At 68.6% G+C, this 19,001-nt stretch carries 17 protein-coding genes; 9 read left to right on the top strand and 8 right to left on the bottom strand.

The window, feature by feature from the left end:
* The coding region (locus tag P2P98_RS18880) for an L-serine ammonia-lyase, iron-sulfur-dependent, subunit alpha (protein ID WP_275801814.1) at nucleotides 1-614 on the top strand (614 nt) is incomplete at its 5' end.
* 57 nt (nucleotides 615-671) lie between these two features.
* On the opposite strand, the gene P2P98_RS18875 is transcribed toward P2P98_RS18880, so the two are convergent.
* Entirely contained in the window at nucleotides 672-1,103 is a 432-nt protein-coding gene (locus tag P2P98_RS18875; RefSeq protein ID WP_058627566.1) for a MarR family transcriptional regulator, read from the bottom strand.
* A 102-nt stretch (nucleotides 1,104-1,205) separates the two neighbouring features.
* On the opposite strand from P2P98_RS18875, the gene P2P98_RS18870 reads away from it, so the two are divergent.
* Both P2P98_RS18870 and P2P98_RS18865 read left to right on the top strand, forming a co-directional pair.
* Nucleotides 1,206-2,396, top strand: coding sequence for a hypothetical protein (locus P2P98_RS18870; RefSeq protein WP_275801812.1), 1,191 nt, complete (start codon nucleotides 1,206-1,208; stop codon nucleotides 2,394-2,396).
* Complete coding sequence (locus P2P98_RS18865; protein WP_275801810.1) at nucleotides 2,396-4,885, top strand: tetratricopeptide repeat protein; 2,490 nt, start codon at nucleotides 2,396-2,398, stop codon at nucleotides 4,883-4,885. Before P2P98_RS18870 ends, P2P98_RS18865 begins: the two co-directional genes overlap by 1 nt.
* Before the next feature lie 166 nt (nucleotides 4,886-5,051).
* Here the strand turns inward: P2P98_RS18865 and P2P98_RS18860 are convergent, their stop codons facing one another.
* Nucleotides 5,052-5,672, bottom strand: coding sequence for a histidine phosphatase family protein (locus tag P2P98_RS18860; RefSeq protein WP_275801809.1), 621 nt, complete (start codon nucleotides 5,670-5,672; stop codon nucleotides 5,052-5,054).
* A gap of 354 nt (nucleotides 5,673-6,026) precedes the next feature.
* Here P2P98_RS18860 and P2P98_RS18855 point away from each other — a divergent pair, with 354 nt between their 5' ends.
* Nucleotides 6,027-6,767, top strand: coding sequence for an NAD(P)H-binding protein (locus P2P98_RS18855; protein WP_275801808.1), 741 nt, complete (start codon nucleotides 6,027-6,029; stop codon nucleotides 6,765-6,767).
* Here P2P98_RS18855 and P2P98_RS18850 read toward each other — a convergent pair.
* Nucleotides 6,758-7,972 (bottom strand): aminotransferase class I/II-fold pyridoxal phosphate-dependent enzyme, encoded by a 1,215-nt coding sequence (locus P2P98_RS18850; RefSeq protein WP_275801807.1) that lies wholly within the window; start codon nucleotides 7,970-7,972, stop codon nucleotides 6,758-6,760. The two genes, P2P98_RS18855 and P2P98_RS18850, sit on opposite strands and share 10 nt — an antisense overlap.
* 102 nt (nucleotides 7,973-8,074) lie before the next feature.
* Between P2P98_RS18850 and P2P98_RS18845 the strand changes: the two genes are divergently transcribed.
* Nucleotides 8,075-8,518 (top strand): Lrp/AsnC family transcriptional regulator, encoded by a 444-nt coding sequence (locus P2P98_RS18845; protein ID WP_275801806.1) that lies wholly within the window; start codon nucleotides 8,075-8,077, stop codon nucleotides 8,516-8,518.
* 56 nt (nucleotides 8,519-8,574) lie between these two features.
* Here the strand turns inward: P2P98_RS18845 and P2P98_RS18840 are convergent, their stop codons facing one another.
* Together P2P98_RS18840 and P2P98_RS18835 are read right to left on the bottom strand one after the other, a co-directional pair.
* Entirely contained in the window at nucleotides 8,575-9,966 is a 1,392-nt protein-coding gene (locus P2P98_RS18840; RefSeq protein ID WP_275801805.1) for an aldehyde dehydrogenase family protein, read from the bottom strand.
* Complete coding sequence (locus P2P98_RS18835; RefSeq protein ID WP_058596351.1) at nucleotides 9,963-11,018, bottom strand: homoserine dehydrogenase; 1,056 nt, start codon at nucleotides 11,016-11,018, stop codon at nucleotides 9,963-9,965. Before P2P98_RS18835 ends, P2P98_RS18840 begins: the two co-directional genes overlap by 4 nt.
* A gap of 356 nt (nucleotides 11,019-11,374) precedes the next feature.
* Here P2P98_RS18835 and P2P98_RS18830 point away from each other — a divergent pair, with 356 nt between their 5' ends.
* Together P2P98_RS18830 and P2P98_RS18825 are read left to right on the top strand one after the other, a co-directional pair.
* Nucleotides 11,375-12,778, top strand: coding sequence for an amino acid permease (locus P2P98_RS18830; RefSeq protein ID WP_275801817.1), 1,404 nt, complete (start codon nucleotides 11,375-11,377; stop codon nucleotides 12,776-12,778).
* Nucleotides 12,778-13,527 carry an IclR family transcriptional regulator C-terminal domain-containing protein gene (locus tag P2P98_RS18825; RefSeq protein ID WP_275801804.1) on the top strand — a complete coding sequence of 250 codons (750 nt, stop codon included), beginning with the start codon at nucleotides 12,778-12,780 and terminating at the stop codon, nucleotides 13,525-13,527. The genes P2P98_RS18830 and P2P98_RS18825 overlap by 1 nt, the downstream gene beginning before the upstream one ends.
* A gap of 3 nt (nucleotides 13,528-13,530) precedes the next feature.
* On the opposite strand, the gene P2P98_RS18820 is transcribed toward P2P98_RS18825, so the two are convergent.
* Nucleotides 13,531-14,328, bottom strand: coding sequence for an IclR family transcriptional regulator (locus tag P2P98_RS18820; protein ID WP_275801803.1), 798 nt, complete (start codon nucleotides 14,326-14,328; stop codon nucleotides 13,531-13,533).
* Between the two features lie 161 nt (nucleotides 14,329-14,489).
* Here P2P98_RS18820 and P2P98_RS18815 point away from each other — a divergent pair, with 161 nt between their 5' ends.
* Both P2P98_RS18815 and P2P98_RS18810 read left to right on the top strand, forming a co-directional pair.
* A complete protein-coding gene (locus tag P2P98_RS18815) occupies nucleotides 14,490-15,935 on the top strand; it encodes an amino acid permease (RefSeq protein WP_275801802.1) in 1,446 nt (481 codons plus the stop codon).
* A gap of 147 nt (nucleotides 15,936-16,082) precedes the next feature.
* The gene (locus P2P98_RS18810; protein WP_275801800.1) at nucleotides 16,083-17,405 is read left to right on the top strand and encodes an NAD(P)/FAD-dependent oxidoreductase; all 1,323 of its coding nucleotides are present in this window, start codon (nucleotides 16,083-16,085) and stop codon (nucleotides 17,403-17,405) included.
* Between the two features lie 176 nt (nucleotides 17,406-17,581).
* On the opposite strand, the gene P2P98_RS18805 is transcribed toward P2P98_RS18810, so the two are convergent.
* Nucleotides 17,582-18,442 carry a sulfurtransferase gene (locus P2P98_RS18805; RefSeq protein WP_275801799.1) on the bottom strand — a complete coding sequence of 287 codons (861 nt, stop codon included), beginning with the start codon at nucleotides 18,440-18,442 and terminating at the stop codon, nucleotides 17,582-17,584.
* Nucleotides 18,443-18,458: 16 nt separating this feature from the next.
* Complete coding sequence (locus P2P98_RS18800) at nucleotides 18,459-18,959, bottom strand: DUF4188 domain-containing protein (protein WP_275801797.1); 501 nt, start codon at nucleotides 18,957-18,959, stop codon at nucleotides 18,459-18,461.
* Nucleotides 18,960-19,001: the final 42 nt, after the last annotated feature.

Here is a 19,001-nt window from a genome sequence, read left to right as displayed (position 1 = left end):
CCGTGGCGATGTACTGGTGGCGGTTCCTCGCCGACTCCGGGCTCGGCGCCGGCAACGCTGTCACCCCGTACGGCGAGTTGGTCGGGAGCGCGCTGCTCGGTTACGACGGTCACGCCGTGACGCGCGGCGAGGTCGCCGGGTGGGACGACGGCGACGTGGCCGAGGCGAATCGACGCCGTGGCATCCGTCGATTCCTGCTGACCGCGACGGCGCTCGGCTCGCTGTTCAAGGCCAACGCGTCGATCTCGGGCGCCGAGGGCGGATGCCAGGCCGAGGTCGGATCCGCCTGCGCGATGGCCGCCGGTGGTCTGACGGCCGTGATGGGCGGAACGAACCGCCAGATCGAGAACGCCGCCGAGATCGCCATGGAGCACCACCTCGGGCTCACCTGTGACCCGGTGGGCGGGCTCGTACAGATCCCGTGCATCGAGCGCAACGCGATCGCCGCGTCGACCGCCGTGACCGCGGCACGTCTGGCGCTGCGCGGAGACGGCTCGCACTACGTGTCGCTGGACGCCGTCGTCGAGACGATGCGTCAGACCGGCATCGACATGTCGACCAAGTACAAGGAGACGAGCGAAGGCGGCCTCGCGGTCAACGTCATCGAGTGCTGACGCGGCTGCGCCCTCCGGGTGGTCGTGAGGCCGCCAGGCGCGGTGGGGCCGATCGGGTCAGCGCTCGCCGCGGAGCTTCGCGGTCAGCGCGTGCAGCTGCGCGAGCTCGTCGTCGTCGAGGCGGGCCATCCGGTCGGCGATCGAACGCCCGTGGGCGGCGGCGATCTTTCGGAACATCACGGCGCCAGCTTCGGTCGCGGTGACGAGTGAGCCGCGTCCGTCTTCGGGGTCGGCGCACTTCGTGAGGAGGCCGCGAGCGACCATGCGCTCGACGAGGCGCGAGACGCTCGGCTGGCTGATCAGCATGTTGCCCGTGACGTCGCGCAGACGCGCGGTCATCTCGGGGGCGCGGGTGACCGTGAGGAGCACGTCGTACTCGGCCTGCGTCAGGTCGGTCCCCTCGAAGTCCGATCGCAGTTCTTCGAAGACCTCGTGCTGCGCCCGGAAAAGGCTCTCCCAGGCCTGGACGGCGAGGCGGCGATCGGTCATGTCTCCACGATAGAGGGATGCTTTGCTCCCGGGCGCAGATGTGTAAAATGCGGGAGATGTCCCGCCTATATGTGCGGGAATTTTCTCGCACATGGAGGCGTCGTGATTCCGATCCGCCCGCAGCCCGGCTCCTCGCGGAGTCTCTCATCGTTCGTCGGCAGAATTCAGCCGACTGAGGATGCACTGCAGATGCTCGAACGGGGCGTGGATCTTCTCGTCAGTGATCCGCGGCGCATGGGCAAGACGCAGTTCCTCCGATATCTGGCGCGTGAAGCCGCGTCCGATTGGGTCTCGGTGATGATCGACTTCGAAGACGTGCACACAGCCACGGCGTTCCTTGAGCGGGCAGCCCAGGCGCTCAGCGGTGAACAGGCGCTTTCGGCACAGTTCCGGCAGACGGTGCTGGCGTTCTTCCGCACCTTCGAGGGTGCCGAGGTGGGGGTGGCCACGGTTGGGTCCCTGAAGCTCAGCGCGGCCTTCGAAGGTCAGGACCCGTTGGTGCTTCTCGACCGCATCGTCAGCCAACTCGACCGTGAGCGGGCGGACGGGCGAGGCTTCCTCCTACTGCTCGACGAGGTGCCGATAGCGATTCGGAACATCGAACGCCGCGAAGGCGCGGACGCTGCTCGTTCGGTGCTGCAGACGCTGCGGAGGCTCACGCAGACGACCCGTCATGTGCGGTGGGTGGTGTGCGGTTCGATCGGATTCCATCATGTCCTGCGTGCGATCGGCGCAACCCAGGGAGACATAAACTCCCTGACAAATCTCCCTCTCGGTCCCTTGGCCGAGTCCGAGAGCTGGGAATTGGCGAACAGGCTTCTCCTCGGTGCCGGCTGCGCGCCCGGCGATATCGATGACGAGTCGGTCCGCACGCACGCCGAAGAATGCGGAGCCATCCCGTTCTTGATGCACCACCTCGGGCTCCTGATCGAGCAGCGCGGTTGGCGCGCGCCGACCCCCGCGCAGGTCCGTTCCGCTTTCGTGGATCTGCTCAACGATCACGACGGGAGCCACGCGGTCGATCACTTCGTGGAGCGGCTCGACGAAAACTACGGGGCTAACGCGGCACTTGCGCGCGCGATTCTCGACGCCATTGCACAGGGCGGAGCGGTGACCGCTTCGGAAATTGCTACGCAGTTCTCCAACGCGGCGACGGCGGAGGATATCGGCCAGATTCTCGATCTGCTGACACGAGACCATTACCTTCGGATGACTTCCCGCAGGTTCGAGTGGCGGTACACGGTGATCAAACGCATCTGGGCGCACCGTCGACACCTTGAAACGGTGCTCTGATGGCTATCGCCCGGTTCACCCCGTCGCTGATGCCTCGAGAAACTTTGGAAGCGATCTTCGTCGCGCGTCAGCCGCTTTTGCGGAGCATTGTGGATCGTGTTCTCAGCTCCGTCACGACGGACGAGCGGCACCACACACTCGTCGTCGGACCTCGTGGTTCGGGTAAGACCCATCTGTTGTCGCTCGTCAACTACGGAGCGGTCGACCTCATCGCGGCCGGGCATCGGCTGCAACTCGCTTGGCTGCCTGAGGATCCGTGGACGGTCGCATCGTATAGGCACCTGTTGGCTCAAATTCTGAGTCGACTGTCCCCGAACATCACTCCGGCTTCCTCGACCGATGCGGGCATCCTCGAGGAGCAGCTGCTCGAGGCTGCGGCTGGGCAGGGTCCCGTCGTCGTGCTCCTGGAGAACCTCGATCAGATCCTCGTCCAGATCGGCGAAACCGGTCAACGACAACTTCGACATCTTCTTCAGACGACGGGTGCCCTCGTGATTGTGGCCACGACGACGCGACTGGACCGCAACCTCACCGACACCGCCAGCCCCTTTTTCGGTTTCTTCACGCCCATCGCCCTGCGTTCCTTCACCGTGGATGAAGCTCAGGAAATGTTGATCGCCGTGGCTCGCGAGAACGGAGACAGCGAGCTGGTGCGGCGACTCGAGACCCCTCTCGGGCGCGCTCGATTGCAGGTGGTCTCGCACCTGGCCGGAGGTCAACCACGGCTTTGGGCTGCGCTCGCATCGGCGCTGACCATCGACAAGTTGGATGAGCTGGCTGAACTGCTGATCAGCCGGTTCGACGATCTGACTCCGTATTACCAGGAGCAGCTGGCGCGCCTGTCTCCTCATCAGAGGTTGGTGATCGCCGAACTCGTGACAGCAGATCGTCCGTTGCACGTGACAGATCTCGCCGCGCGGTTGGGCATCGACCGCCGAAGCGTCGCAAAGACTCTCAGTGAGCTGTCTTCGATGCAGTGGGTGGAGACGTCGCAATCGGTGTTCCTCGAGGGGGCCGATCGTCGGCGCTCGTATTACGAGCTCGCAGAGCCTCTCGCGCGATTGTCCTTTCAACTGAAGGAATCGCGTGGCGAACCCATTCGGCTTGTCGTCGATTTCCTCAAAGGGTGGTTCGATCCTGCTGAAACGAAAGGGGCGGGCGAGTACGCACTGATCCTCGAGAAGGAGTTCGTCGGTGACGGTGTGGGCTCAGCGATCCGCCGACTGAGCGGGCTTCCCGCCACGCGTGCGTCCGCGCTGGCGCAGCTAGGAGCGGTCGACGACGCATTACTGGAGGCTTCTGCAGGGCGGGGTGAGGCGGTCATGGGGCTTCCTACGCCCCTCAGGGTTGTTTTGGAAGAAGCTGTCGAAAGCGCGTCTGATCGGCTCGATGCGATCCACGGCGAGCGGATTCGTGTTCACCTCCTCGCGTTGGATGAGGTGGGGGACGTGCCTGCGCGAGCTGATGAGACGTGGGCTCGACGTGCCATGACGTTGCGATCAGTCGATGGAGGAAGCGGCATTCCCCAGAGTGTTGTGATTCAGTGGCTCGCGGCGGGCTGGCACTTCGATCGCGCACAGTCGGCATTGGCGTCTCTCGTGCTGGCCGTCGGCGAGGATGACCCATCTGTGATGCCCGCCCGCGATTCCCTGGCATCCGCGTTCCTGAACGCCGGGCGCGGCGACGACGCGGTGAAGCTGTACGCGCGTTCGCTCGAAGTCAGCGAACGGCTGCTCGGCCGTGATCACGTGAACTTCATCGTGAGTGAGGCCAATCTTGCGCACGCGCACCACATCGCCGGTCGAGTAGATGTTGCCGTGCGGCTCTACGCCGATGCTCTCGAGCACGCGCCGCGCGTTCTCGATGACGCCCATCCGTCCGTGTCGACGCTCAAGATCAACTTCGCTGCGGCGCTCCTGGACGACGGTGAAGCGGACCGCGGTGTCGCTCTCCTCGAGGAGGTCGTCGCGGCCCGCGAAGCCAACGCCGGGCGGACGCACCCCGGAACCCTGACAGCGTTGAACAATCTTGCGGGAGCCTACGAGCAACAGGGGAAGGTCGATCTCGCGATCGACATCGCTCGCGAAGTTCTTCGCGCCCGCGAGGACGCGCTCGGACCGGATGACCCACAGACCTTGGCGAGTAGGAACAACCTTGCAAGCTACCTCGAGACAGCAGGTGACCTGGCCGCCGCAATTGACATGTATGAGGTGAATCTGTCGGAGGCGGAGCGCCTCCTCGGGCCCGATCATCCGCACACCATCACGAGCCGCAGCAACCTCGGCTTCGCGATGTTCGCAGCTGGACGTCTGAGGCGAGCCGTCGAACTCTGGGAACAATCCCTCGAGCAGCGGCGTCATCTGCTCGGAGATGCCCACCCGCTGACGCTACTCAGCGTCGAGAATCTCGCGATCGCCTACCGCAAAGTGGGAGAGTTCGCGAAGGCGGACTCACTCGATGCGGAGGCCGCCCGATCCTGGACAGAGTGAGGGCCGGCCGGAGAGGCTTCCGACCGGCCCTTATCCCTGCACCAAGAGTGTCCTGCAATCACATGTCGGTAGCTGCCACAGCAAAACAACTACCGTGCGAGCACTCTATAACGGTGAGATAACGGAAGGGAAGAGGGTGGCGTTATCTTTTTGTGATCACTCGTCGTCAGCGCCCGCGCACGTGGTTCCACTGCGTGATGACAGCGTTACCGTGCTCGAAGCCCAGCTCGCTCACGGCTGAGGTGCCGAGCACGAAGTACCGCCCGCCAGCGGCCGTCAGGCCCAGCCAGACCCCCGCGAGGGCGCGAAGGAAGTGCGCGTGCGAGAACACGAGGATCTGTTCGCCGTTCTCGAGGCGCGGGCGGAGATCGTCGAGAAGGGACGCCGCACGTGCGGTGACCTGCTCGATGCTCTCGCCCGGAGTGGCACCGGCGGGAGCGCCCGCCTGCCAGATAGTCCAGGGGTGGCCCAGTTGCTCGATGATCTCGGGTGTCGTCAGCCCCTCGTAGGCGCCGTAGTCCCACTCGACCAGCCGCGGCTCCGGCCGCGCGTCGGGGTAGCCGGCGCGGGTTGCGGTCTCCATCGCGCGCTGGAGGGGGCTCGTGAGCACAAGGTCGAAGCGGCGCGTCGCGAGGAGCGTCCCCGCGAGCTCGGCCTTGTAGGCGCCCGTCTCGGTGAGGGGGATGTCGGTGAGCCCGGTGTGGCGGCCGGTGCGGCTCCACTCGGTCTCGCCGTGGCGCACGAGCACGAGGCGTCCGTCGGGTTCGGTGAGATCTGCGTCGTTCACTCCCTCATCCTCCCGCGTTGCATCGTCTTGGCGGTGGCGGGAAACGGGCGAGAAACAGAAGAAGGGCCGGCCGAGAAACTCGACCGGCCCATTCTCTGCACCAGAGTGTCCTGCAATCACATGCCGGTAGTCGCCACAGCAAAACAACTACCGTGCGAGCACTCTATAACGGTGAGATAACGGAGGGGAAGAGGTTGGCGTTATCTTTTCGTGATTCATAGGTGGCTCATCAATTCGCGTCACGGCGCGGTCCCGTTCATCCACCCTCGAAGGATCGACCGACGCCCGTCAGCCCCGCCATGCCACGCTGAGCGAAGGCGTGCACGAGGGGCGTGACCGCCGGGGGAGGAAGCCATGAAGGTCGCCGTGTGCGGTGCGACGGGCGTCGTCGGGTCCCACGTTCGTCGACTCGCCGGGGCCCGGGGCCACGAGGTCGTCTCGCTCACCCGGTCGACCGGGCACGACCTCACGAAAGGGCTGTCCGAGGACGCGCTCGCCGGAGTGGACACGATCATCGACGTCAGTGGCATCCAGACGCTGTCACGGAAACGGGCGACCGATTACTTCCTCGCGGTGTCGCGAACGCTCCAGGAGGCCGGCGCGGCAGCGGGGGTCTCGCACCTGGTGGCGCTGTCCATCGTCGGTATCGACGGGGTCACGTCTTCGTACTACGGGGCGAAGGAGGAGCAGGAACGCGCTGTCCGTGCGGGTGTGCTGCCGTGGACTCTGCTGCGCGCCGCACAGTTCCACGAGTTCGCGGCGCAGACCATCGAGCGCGGATCGGTGGGGCCGCTCATCGTCGTGCCCCGGGCGCGCGTCCGGCCGGTCGCGGCCGCCGAGGTGGCCGAGGCCCTGGTGGATCTCGCCGAGGCCGGCCCCGCGGGCGATGCGCCAGACCTGGTCGGGCCGCGAGACGAGATCCTCGTCGACATGGTCCGAGCGCTTCTGGCTCGACGGGGAAGCCGTCGGCCGGTGATCGAGGTTCCGCTCCCGGGGGCGATGGGGAAAGCGATGAGCTCGGGTCGACTCAGGGGGATACCGGACGCGTCGCGGCAGGGGCGCCAGCCCTTCGCGGAGTGGCTGGATCAGTCCTGACGCCGAAGAGGCGTCGCATCCAGAGCCGCCGCGAGGTCGGCGAGCAGGTCGTCGGCGTCTTCGAGGCCCACCGAGAGGCGAAGGTGACCGTACCGGCGGAACTCTGCCGGGTAGGTCGCGGTGCGGGGACCGTCGGCGGCGGTGTGCACGATGAGGCTGTCGTCGTGGCCGAGTGAGAAACCCGACGTGATCAGGCGCAGGTTCGCCACGAAGCGATTCTGCACATCGGGGTCGCCGTCGAGGGCGAACGCCATCATGCCGCCGTACGCCTCTCCGCCGAACTGCCGCCGAGCGAGCGCGTGCCCGGGGTGGGACGCCAGCCCCGGATAGGCGACGAACGCCACGCGCGGATCGGCCTCGAGGAACTCGGCGACCCGCTGTGCCGACGCGAAGTGCTGGCGCAGCCGCAGCGGAAGTGTGACTGAACCGCGCTGGATCATCCAGGCGTTGAAAGGTGAGATGACACCGCCGACGTCGACCATGGCGTCGGCCTTGATCGGCTCGATCAGCTCGGTGCGACCGATCACCGCGCCGCCCATCGCGTCGCCGTGGCCGTTGATGTACTTCGTCAGCGAGTGCACGACGAGATCGGCACCGTCGGACAGCGGCCGGTAGAACGGCGGGGGTGTGAACGTCGAGTCGACCATGAGGATCGCCCCGCCGGCGTGCGCGATCTCGGCGAGCATCGCGATGTCGGCGACCTTGGTGGTGGGGTTGGCGATGGCTTCGACGCACACGAGGCGCGTCTCTGGCCGCATCGCCGCGCGTACGGCATCCGGATCCGTCACATCCACGAAGGTCGCCTGGATGCCGTACCGGCGGGGGAGCAGCTCGGTCCAGAGGCGCCAGGTCGCTTCGTAGACGACGTCGCTGACGACGACGTGGTCGCCCGCGCTGACGTGCGTGAAGAACACTGCGTGCAGGGCGGCGACTCCGGATGCCAGGGCCACCGCGTCCTCGCCGCCCTCGAGGGCGGCGAGCTTGCGCTCGAGGGCCTGCTGGTTGACGCCGGTGTTGCGCGTGTAGAGGCCGGGGGCAGTCGCCGACCAGCTGATCTCGCTGGGATCGTCGGGCAAGGCGAAAGAGTTCGACATGACGAGCGGTGTGCGCAGTGCCCGCGTGCTGTCCAGTTCGATGCCGGCGTGGACGGCGAGGCTCGCCTCGGAGAGGGTCGCGGCGTCGGTGCGGTCGGGTCGTGACGTCATCGCTGTGGCCTTCCTGTCGCCGGGTGACGGGGCGATCGATCTGAGCTACCCTAGCGTGCAATATAGACACGCGCGAGTGTCTAATTTGCACGAGGAGCACTCATGGCCGGTCCCCGCATCGACGCCGTCGACGAGCGCATCCTGAACGAGTTGCGGACCGACGCCCGGATCCCGCTCGTGACGCTGGCGGCTCGCGTTCACCTGTCGCGCAACGCCGTGAAGCAGCGCATGGAGCGCATGGAGCGCGACGGTCTCATCGCCGGCTACACCCTCGCCCGCGGTCGCGCCGACGACGGGCGCGTCACCGCCATCGTGCTGGTGTACCGCGCGGATCGTATGCGCGGCGCGGGCGTCATCACCGAGCTCGCGCGCATCCCCGAGGTGGTCCAATGCGACATCCTCTCGGGGCAGTTCGACCTGCTCGTGACCCTGCGCGCGGAGTCGATGGACCGCATCGGCCAGATCTGGGAGAGCATCGCGGCGCTTCCCGGGGTCTCCGACACCGTCACGTCGGTCTCGCTGACGCGGGTCATCGACCGCGCCTGACGCCGAGCGGATGCCACGCCCTCGTGCTCGTGACCGGAGGGCGTGGCATCCGAGGGTCATGCGTTGATGCACACGACCTTGGGCTGGGTCATCTCCTCGTAGGCGAAGCGCACTCCTTCGCGGCCCATGCTCCCGTATTTGGCCCCGCCGAACGGCATGCTGTCGACGCGGTAGTCGGAGGAGTCGTTGATCATGACGCCCCCGGCCTCCAGGCGCTCCGCCACGCGCAGCGCGCGGCCGAGGTCGCGCGTGAACAGCCCGGCGTGCAGGGCGTAGTCGATGTCGTTCGCCTGGGTGACGGCCTCGTCCTCGGTGTCGAACGGCGCGAGGACGACGACGGGGGCGAACGCTTCGTCGGCCCACAGCTCGCACGAGAGGGCGACTCCCTCCACGACCGTCGGGGCGTAGACCGAGCCGTAGCGGCGATGACCGGCGAGCACGCGGGCACCGGCTCGCACGGCGTCGTCGACGACCCGCTCGGCGCGCTTCGCGGCATCCACGGTGATCATCGGCCCGACGTCGGTCGCCTCGTCGGTCGGATCGCCCGCCCGCAGGGCCGCCGCCGCGGCCACGAAACGCTCGCGGAACGCGGCGTAGATGCCGCGGTGCACGAGGATGCGCTGCGCGCCGACGCAGTTCTGCCCCGCGGCCCAGAACGCCCCCGAGACGCACGCGTCGACCGCGTGAGCGAGGTCGGCGTCGTCGAACACGAGGACGGGGGCGTTGCCGCCGAGCTCCATCGCGAGCCGTTTCAGCCCCGCGCCGCGCGAGATCGCCTCGCCCGTGGCGAAGCCGCCGGTGAACGAGACGAGCCGCACCTCGCGCGCCGAGACCAGCGCCGCGGCCACGTCGCGATCGCCGTGTACGACCGTCACGATCTCGTCGGGCAGACCCGCGTCGATCAGGATGCCGACGAGGAACTCCGCCGTGAGCGGGGTGTGCGGCGACGGCTTGAGGATCACGGAATTGCCGCCGGCCAGAGCCGGTCCGAGCTTGTGCGCGACGAGGTTCAGCGCGTCGTTGTACGGCGTGATCGCCACGACGATGCCGAGCGGTTCGCGGGTGAACCAGCCCCTCCGGTTCTCGGACCCCTCGAAGGCGTCGAACGGGATGACCTCGCCCGTCGCCGCGCGCGCCGTCTCGGCCGAGAGCGACAGCGTCGTCACGGCCCGTCGCACCTCTTTGCGGGCCTGCCGGATCGTCTTGCCCGCCTCGCGCACGATGAGCGCCGCCGCCTCGTCGGCACGGTCCTCGAGCAGCTGCGCCGCCCGGTGCAGGACCGCGTGCCGGGCGAAGCGGGAGAGGTCTCGCGACAGCTCGGCGCCGACGCGAGCGCGATCGAGCACGACGGGCACGTCGTTCACGCCGATGGTCGGGACGCTCCCGATCACCGAGTCGTCGAGCGGATTGCGCACCTCGAGAGCGTCGGCGGGAGTCATGAGCGTCATCGCCGTGCCGCCGCGGTCTGCGCCACGCGGGCGTCGATCTCGATGATGTCCGAGAGCAGGGCGTATGCCGTTTCGACGCGTCCCGCCCCGGGGCCGCTCACGGTCACGGTGCCCAGCAGATCGGTCTCGAACGACACCGCGTTGGTGGGGCCGCTGATGCCGGCCAGCGGGTGGGTGAGGGGGAGGGCGACGGGTTCCACGCTCGCGCGCACCGAGCCGTCGGCCAGGCGTTCGGCCGCGCCGATGAGCTTGTAGCGCAGCCCGCGGGCGGCGGCATCCACGATGTCGGCGGGAGTGATTCCCGTGATGCCGGTGCAGGTCACGTCGGCGGGGGTGATGTCGGCGCCGAGGACCTCGTTGGCGAGGATCACGACCTTCAGACGTACGTCGGAGCCTTCGATGTCGGCGGTCGGGTCGGCTTCCGCGTAACCGAGGGTCTGCGCCTCCGCGACGGCCGCGGCGAGGTCCATGCCCGCCTCCATCTGGCCGAGAACATAGTTGCTCGTGCCGTTCAGGATGCCGCGCACCGCGTCGACGCGCAGCCCCTGCAGGGTGGAGGCGGCGAAACGCAGCACGGGCGTACCGCTGACGACGGAGCCCTCGTAGGCGAAGTGGACGCCGTTCGCGGCGGCGATCGCGTTCAACTGCGGACCGGCGAGAGCGACCGGTCCCTTGTTGGTCGTGGTGACGCTCTTTCCCGCCTCCAGGGCGAGGCGCACGTGCGAGACGCCGGGCTCGCCGTCGATCGGGTTGGTGAATGTCGCCTCGACGACGATGTCGGCGGTCGTGTTCCGGATGACCTCGACGTTGCGGGGCTCGGCATCCCCACCCGGCCAGCCGGCGAACGTCGCGCCCGGTGCCAGAGCGAAGACGGCGTCCAGATCGATGCCGTCCTCCTGCATGAGAGATCCGAGACGCAGATCGGTGATCGCGACGACACGGAGTGCGAAGCCGAGCTCGGTCGCGAGCTCGTCGCCGCGGTCGCGGATGAGTTCGGCCAGGGCGCGGTTCACGCCGCCGAAGCCGATGAGGGCGAGATCGTGACGGTTCATGGGTCTCCTCGGAAGGGTGCAGGACGGGGTCTGCGGATATCGTCCGTCGCCGTCGTGTCGCTCTGCGCCTGGCATTTCGGCGGCGGCGGATGCCGATATGTCGGTGCGGGTGACGGATTGTCCGACCGGTTTCCCGACTCTCCGCACTCTTGAGCGCAGGGGCGGGGACCGCTACTGTCCGAGGAAACATGTGCGAAATGAACACAGGGCAGTGTTCATGCCACACGAAACGCGATCCGTTCCCCTTCTTCCGAATGCGAGACGCCATGCCACGCTCCACCGACTCCACGTCCCTTCCGAACGCCCTGCCGCAGACCGTCGCGACACAGGTGCCGCTGCGCCGCCTGCAGCGCTCCATGGACGCGCGCCACCTCGTGATGATCGCCCTGGGCGGCGTCATCGGGTCGGGGCTCTTCCTCAGCTCGGGGTACACGATCAATCAGGCCGGGCCCCTGGGGGCGATCGTCGCCTACCTCGTCGGCGCCTTCGTCGTGTACCTCGTGATGTCGTGCCTCGGAGAGCTCGCCGTGGCCTATCCCGTGTCGGGTGCCTTCCACATCTACGCGGCCCGCGCGATCAGCCCCGCGACCGGCTTCACCACGGCATGGCTCTACTGGCTCTGCTGGGTCGTCGCCCTGGGCTCCGAGTTCACCGCGGCCGGGATCCTGATGCAGAGGTGGTTCCCCGGCGTCGAGGTGTGGGTGTGGTGCCTGATCTTCGCCGGCATCCTGTTCACCCTCAATGCGATCTCGGCGCGCGTGTTCGGGGAGACGGAGTTCTGGTTCTCGCTCATCAAGGTGGTCGCGATCGTCGCGCTCATCGTGCTCGGCGGTGCCGCGATCTTCGGCTTCACCCCGCTGTCGTCCGAGCACCCCGGGGCTGTCCTGTTCAGCAACTTCTCGACGCCGGACGGGCTCTTCCCCACCGGTATCGCCGGCGTCCTGATGACCTCTCTCGCCGTCTTCTACGCGTTCAGCGGCTCGGAGCTCATCGGTGTCGCCGCAGGTGAGACGAAGGACCCCGCCCGCAACATCCCGAAGGCCCTGCGTTCCACCGTGCTGCGCTTGCTCGTGCTCTTCGTCGGCTCGATCACCGTCATCGCCGCGATCCTGCCCTACGAGCAAGCGGGCCTGACCTCGAGCCCCTTCGTCGACGTCTTCGAGTACGTCGGGGTGCCCTTCGCCGGCGACATCATGAACTTCGTCATCATCACCGCGCTGCTCTCGGCGGGTAACAGTGGCCTCTTCTCGTGCGCGCGGATGCTGTTCTCGCTCGCCGAAGAGGGGCACGCACCCCGCGCGTTCACGAAGCTCACCTCCCGTGGCATCCCGATCGTCGCCCTCAGCGTCAGCATGGCCGTGGGGCTCGTCTCCCTGGTGTCGAGCGTGATCGCCGCCGAGACCGTCTACCTCGTGCTCGTCTCGATCGCCGGTTTCGCCGTCGTCGCGGTGTGGATGTCGATCGTCGCAGCACAGTTCTTCCACCGGCGGGCCTTCGTCCGCGGGGGTGGGGACGTGAAGACGCTCGCCTACCGCACGCCGTTCTACCCCTTCGTGCCGATCCTCGCGTTCGTGCTGCTCGGCGTCTCGATCGTCGCGATCGCCTTCGATCCGAACCAGGTCGCGGCGCTGTACTTCGGCATCCCGTTCGTCGTCGCGTGCTACCTCTTCTTCTGGTGGCGGTACGGTCGTCGAGGAGCCGCGCCCGCCGCCGTCGTCGACGAGGAGGCGCCGGCGGCTCCCGCACACGAAGGACGCTGATGAACCCGCCCGCCTCGCTGACGCAGGGACTCGCCCTGCTGCACACCGCGGTCGAGCGGGAGCGATCGGGTCGGCCCGGCTGGGCGCTGTCGCGCCTGGCCGAGGCCGCGGGCGTCGAACGCAGTCGCGCCTCCCGCGTCACGCAGGACCTGCGCCGCCTCGATTTCGTCGAACGGGACGATTCCTCGACGCTTCGCGCGGGGCGGGCGTACTTCGTCGCCGCGGGGGCACGGCACGAACCGTGGCTGCGCGCCGCCCGCGCGCACCTCCGGGGCATGGCGGCACAGCTCGGCATGACGGCGCGGGTCGTCGCCGCTGATGGGCCGCGGGCGCTGCTGCTCCGTGTCGAGGGGGCGGATGCCGCCGGCGAAGGCACCCTCCGTCCCGCGGCGGTCACCCCGATCTGGTGCACGGGCGCCGGAAGGGCGCTGCTCTGGGATCACTCGCTCGCCGACCTCGACGCCTTGCTCGGCGAGGCGCAGTTCGTCGGCGTCGGTGGTCCCGGTGCGGCTCGCACGGTCGCCGCCGTCGATGCCCTGCAGCGACGAGACCGGGCGCGCGGACTTGTGGTCGCGCACGAAGAATACGTGGCGGGAGTCGACGAGTATGCCCTCCCCGTACGGGGCAGACACGGTATCGTCGCGGCGGTTTCGCTCAGCGGTCCGGCCGCAGGAACCGGTCGTGACGGTCGGATCGCGGCACTGCTCGCCGACAGCGCGGAGCGGCTGAGCGCTCTCGCCCAGGCCTGAGCGTCAGTGGATGCCGTGCCCCAAGCGAGTCGACAACGTGGCGGCCGCGGTGAGACAGGCATCGGCGAGCCCCGCCGTGCGCGGCTGCAGGACCGCCCGCTCTCCGACGACCTGGACCGCAGCGACGACCTCGCCGCGGAAGTCCCACACCGGAGCGGCCACCGAGTAGAGGCCGGCCTCGGCTTCCTCGTCGACGATCGTGTATCCGCGTTCGCGGGCGGCGTGCAGCCGGGTCAGGAAATCGTCGACGGAGCGCGGCGCCCGAGGGCCCTCGCTCTCGAAGGCGGTGGCGGCGAAGACGGCCCGAACCTCGTCGTCGGGGGCGTCCCACAGCACCGCCTGACCCGCGTCGCTGCAGAACGCGGGGTAGGCACGGCCCACCCAGGTGCCGATCATGCGCGACACCGCCGGCACGCTCTCGACGATCGTGACGGTCGTATCTCCGCGCAGAACGCCGAGGAAGACGGCTTCTCCCGTGGTCGCGGCGAGCTCGTCGAGCACGCTGAGCCCTTCGAGACGCAGACGCCGGTCGACGAGGTCCTCGGCGGCGGTGTACCACGCCCACGACAGCCGGTAGCGGCGCCCGGCGTCGCGAGCGACGACGTCCTGGTCCGCGAGAGCGGCAAGGGTGCGCGAGACGTGCGATCGTTCCCGTCCCAGCGCCCGGGCGACGTCCGTCGCGGAGGCCCCCTGGCCCTCGCGCGTGAGGAGCGCGAGGCTCGCGACGACGTCGAAGGCCCGGATGACGGTCGATGTCGCCTCGTCGTCGGCGACGGCGGCTCCTGGATCGGCGGGGGTCATCGTCACAGCGTAGCCAGGGGTCGCGAACGACGACTTCCCGCGTCGCTCGTCCGCGCGTCGGGACGCCCGGGAGAGGCGACGAACGTCCGATCGATTACTCTGGCTCGCGGCGTCCGCGAGTATCGGCGGCATCCGCTCCGAGCACGAATGCGAGCACATCCATGAACCGCCCCTCGGATCCGTCCACGGCACAGCACGCCCCGCAACGGCAACTGCGCCGCGCCATGAGCGCCCGCCACCTGGTGATGATCGCCCTCGGCGGCGTGATCGGGTCGGGGCTCTTCCTCAGCTCCGGCTACACGATCCACCAGGCGGGGCCCCTCGGGGCCGTGCTCGCCTACCTGCTCGGAGCCTTCGTGGTGTGGCTCGTCATGGTGTGCCTCGGCGAACTCGCCGTCGTCTACCCGGTCTCGGGATCCATCCACATCTACGCGGCCCGCACGATGGGACCGGCGACCGGTTTCGTCACGGCCTGGCTGTACTGGCTCTGCTGGGTGGTTGCCCTCGGATCGGAATTCACGGCATCCGGAATTCTCATGCAGCGGTGGTTCCCGAACGTCGACGTGTGGGTGTGGTGTCTGGTGTTCGCCGGCATCCTGTTCACCCTCAACGCGATCTCGGCGCGCGTGTTCGGGGAGACGGAGTTCTGGTTCGCGGCCATCAAGGTCATCGCGATCCTCGCGCTCATCGTGCTGGGGACCATGGCGATCTTCGGATTTACCCCGCTGTCGACCAGCCCGCACGAGGCGGTGCTGCTGAGCAACTTCGAGACGCCCGACGGTCTGCTGCCGGCGGGACTGGGCGGCGTGCTCATCACGTCTCTCGCCGTCTTCTACGCGTTCAGCGGCGCGGAGCTCGTGGGCGTCGCCGCGGGCGAGACGAAGGATCCCGGCCGCAACATCCCGCGCGCGCTGCGGTCGACCGTGCTGCGGCTGCTCGTGCTGTTCGTCTGCTCGATCACGGTGATCGCCGCGCTCCTTCCCTACGAGCAGGCGGGGCTCAGCTCCAGCCCCTTCGTCGACGTCTTCGAGTACGTCGGCGTGCCGTACGCGGCCGACATCATGAACTTCGTCGTCATCACGGCCCTGCTCTCGGTGGGGAACAGCGGCCTGTACTCGTGTGCGCGGATGCTGTTCTCTCTCGCCGAAGAGGGCTATGCGCCACGCGCGTTCGCGCGGCTCACCCGCCGTGGCATCCCGATGATCGCCCTCTTGGTGAGCCTGGCGATCGGTCTCGTCTCGCTCATCTCGAGCGTCATCGCCGCCGAGACCGTCTACCTCGTGCTCGTGTCGATCGCCGGCTTCGCCGCGGTGGCGGTGTGGATGTCGATCGTCGCGGCGCAGTACTTCCATCGGCGTGCGTTCGTCCGCGGCGGGGGAGATGTCGCGACACTCGTCTACCGCACACCGTTCTATCCGCTGGTGCCGATCCTCGCGTTCGTCCTGCTGACGGCCTCGATCGTCGCGATCGCCTTCGACCCCGAGCAGGCTCCGGCCCTGTACTTCGGCATCCCGTTCGTCGGCCTCTGCTACCTGTACTTCTGGTGGCGCTACGGCCGGAAGGGTGTCACCCCGCGGCCGCTCGACGAGGAGGCGCCGGTCGGCTGAGCCGGGCACCCGCCTATACGCGCCGTCGAAACAGGCACGCGGCACCGTACGTCGTGGTGACTGCCGCCGGCGGGCGGGACACAGTACGTTCTCCGGAAAGGCGACGCGGCCCCGGCCGGGGGCGTGTCCGACGCTGGGGAGGCATCCGTGGAGACCGTCGACACGATCGTCGTGGGGGCAGGTGTGTCGGGTCTCGCCGCGGCGCGCTTGCTCACGCGTGCCGGACGCCGCGTCATCGTGCTCGAAGCGCGCGACCGGATCGGCGGCCGGACCCACACCGATCGTTCCGGCGGACACGTCACCGACCGCGGAGCGTCGTGGATCCACGGCATCGACGACAGCCCGGTGGCCGAGGCGGCGCGGGCCTTCGGGATGCCGATGGTCGAGTTCACGGTCGGTGGATATCAGCCTGCCGGACGGCCGCTGACGTACTTCGGCGAGGACGGGTCGCGTCTCTCCGCCGAGGAGATCGAGGGGTACGCCGCCGACATCCGTGCGCTGAACGCGGCCCTCGTCGACGTCATCGCCGACTCCGCTCCGGATGCCACCTACGCGGACGTCGTGGACCGCGCCCTCGCCGCGCAGGAGTGGGATGCCGCGCGCGCGGGGCGCGTGCGCGAGTACAACGACCGTCGCTCGCAGGAGCAGTACGGCGTCGCGATGACCGGGCTCGGGGCGCACGGCCTCGACGACGACACCGTGAACGGCGACGAGGTCATCTTCCCGCGCGGATACGACGAGCTCGCGCGGAACTTCGCCGAGGGGGTCGACGTCCGGCTGTCGCACGTGGTGTCGGCGGTGCGCTGGTCGCCCGAAGGGGTCACCGTCGAGACCGATCGCGGCGCCTTCTCGGCCGCGAACGTCATCGTCACCGTCCCGGTGGGCGTCCTGCAGTCCGGCGATCTCGTCATCGAGCCGGCGCTGCCCGAGACGCATCGCCGCGCCCTGGCCCTGTTGCGGATGAACGCCTTCGAGAAGGTCGTGCTGCGCTTCCCCGAGAGATTCTGGGATGCCGAGGTCTACGGCATCCGTCAACTCGGTGCCGAGGGGGAGTGGTGGCACTCCTGGTACGACCTCGGCCGGATCCACGACGAGCCCGCCCTGCTGACGTTCGCCGCCGGTCCGGCGGCCGTCGCGACCCGCGAGTGGTCGGACGAGGAGATCGTCGCCTCGACGATCGCGCAGCTGCGGCGGCTCTACGGGAACGACGTACCCGCACCCGAGAGCGTGGTCGTGACGCGGTGGCAGGACGACCCGTTCGCCCGCGGTTCGTACGCGTACATGCTCCCCGGCTCGGTCGGTCCCGACCATGATCAGCTCGCCGTCCCGGTGGGCGGGGTGCTGCACCTCGCGGGCGAGGCGACGTGGGGCGATGACCCGGCGACCGTTCCCGGTGCGATGCTCTCGGGTCACCGTGCGGCCGAGAACGTGCTCGGGCGCGAGATCCCGCTGAGCGACCTCTGGTCGTAGGTTCCGGTGGCTTCGACAGGCTCAGCCACCTGCGTTGCGGCCGGGGTAGTCGCTACCGCGGCTCCGGCGGAGGTCCCTGGCTCGCGGCGGAGGTCCCTGAGCTTGTCGAAGGGACCGGGGCACCGAGGGATCGGTGGCTTCGACAGGCTCAGCCACCTGGATCGAGGGGGCGACCGCTACCGCGGCTCCGACCCGGTCGCCACGGGCAGCTCCTCGTGGTTCGACCACTGACTCCACGACCCCGGGAACACGCGCGGCTCGAAGCCCGCGAGCGTCAGCGCCACGGCCTGATGCGCCGCCGTCACCCCGGAGCCGCAGTAGACGCCGACCGTCAAGCCGTCCTCGGCCCCCAGCATCCGGAACCGCGAACGCAGCGCATCCGGCTCGAGGAAGCGCCCGTCGCCGCCGACGTTCTCTGTCGTCGGGGCGCTGATCGCGCCGGGAATGTGACCCGCACGAGGGTCGATCGGCTCGACCTCGCCGCGGTAGCGCTCGCCGGCGCGGGCATCGAGCAGCAGCTCGGACTCGGCGAACACGCCCACCTCGTCGAGCTCGAGCGTCGGCAGAGCCCCGTACGTCAGCTCGACCGTCCCGGGCGTCGGGGTCTCGGCATCCCCCTCCTCCACCTCGAGGCCCGCGTCGGTCCAGGCTGACAGCGCGCCGTCGAGTAGCCGAACGTCAGCCACCCCCGCGTACCGCAACAGCCACCACGCCCGCGCGCTCGACATGTTCTTGAGGTCGTCGTAGACCACGACCGTGTCGCCCGCGTCGATGCCCCAGCGTCGCGCGGCAGCCTGCAGCGCCTCGACCGGAGGGAGCGGATGCCGGCCCTCGGTCGGCGCGCCGTGAGCGGCGAGGTCGTGGTCGAGGTCGACGTACTGCGCGCCGGGGATGTGTCCCGCGCGGTACTCCGGGCGCCCGTCGGGGCGGTCGAGTCGCCAGCGGACGTCGAGGACGCGTACGCGCCCGCCGTCAGGAAAGGTCCCGGCGGCGAGGGCGTCGCGCAGGTCGTGCGCGGTCGTGAGGATCGAAGCCATGGCTCCAGTCTGGCCCTCAGCTCACCGGGGCGGGACCCCGAGTCCGTCCGTCGGCCACGCGTGCCCGCGCGCGGTCGTGGCGCGACGCGACGGGCACGATCTCGGTGGCTTTCGGCAATCCCATCGGGGGCGTCGCGACGTAGATCGTCTCGGCGCGCTCGACGACGTGCGTCTCGTGCCAGATGCCGACCGCGCCCGGAGTCTTCCGCGCACGTCGGTTGAAACGGGTCCACGCGGGGCGGTGCTCGTGCTCGGGGGCGGAGGCGTACGCGTACAGCTTCTCGAGCGACGACCAGTACTGCACGAGGTAGGGCCCGCGCGACCCGAGAAGCATCGTGAAGCCGAGCAGCCCCGAGTCGGGGTCTACGCTCAGCTCGCGCAGCATCCGGGGCATGCCGCCCATCAACGGCATCCACTGGTCGGGTCTCCACCACTTGTTGACGGTCATGCCGATGTGGAAGACGACCAGTTCGCCGTCGTAACGATGGGTCATTCGACCCGGATTGATGGATGCCATGGGCTCGCCTTCGCTCGATAGTGGTGCTATCTAGTGTTGGAT

The sequence above is a fragment of the Microbacterium sp. Kw_RZR3 genome (assembly GCF_029222405.1).
Lineage (GTDB): Bacteria > Actinomycetota > Actinomycetes > Actinomycetales > Microbacteriaceae > Microbacterium.
Note: the sequence above shows the minus strand (reverse complement) of the source record. Positions and strands in the feature narration are given on the sequence as shown.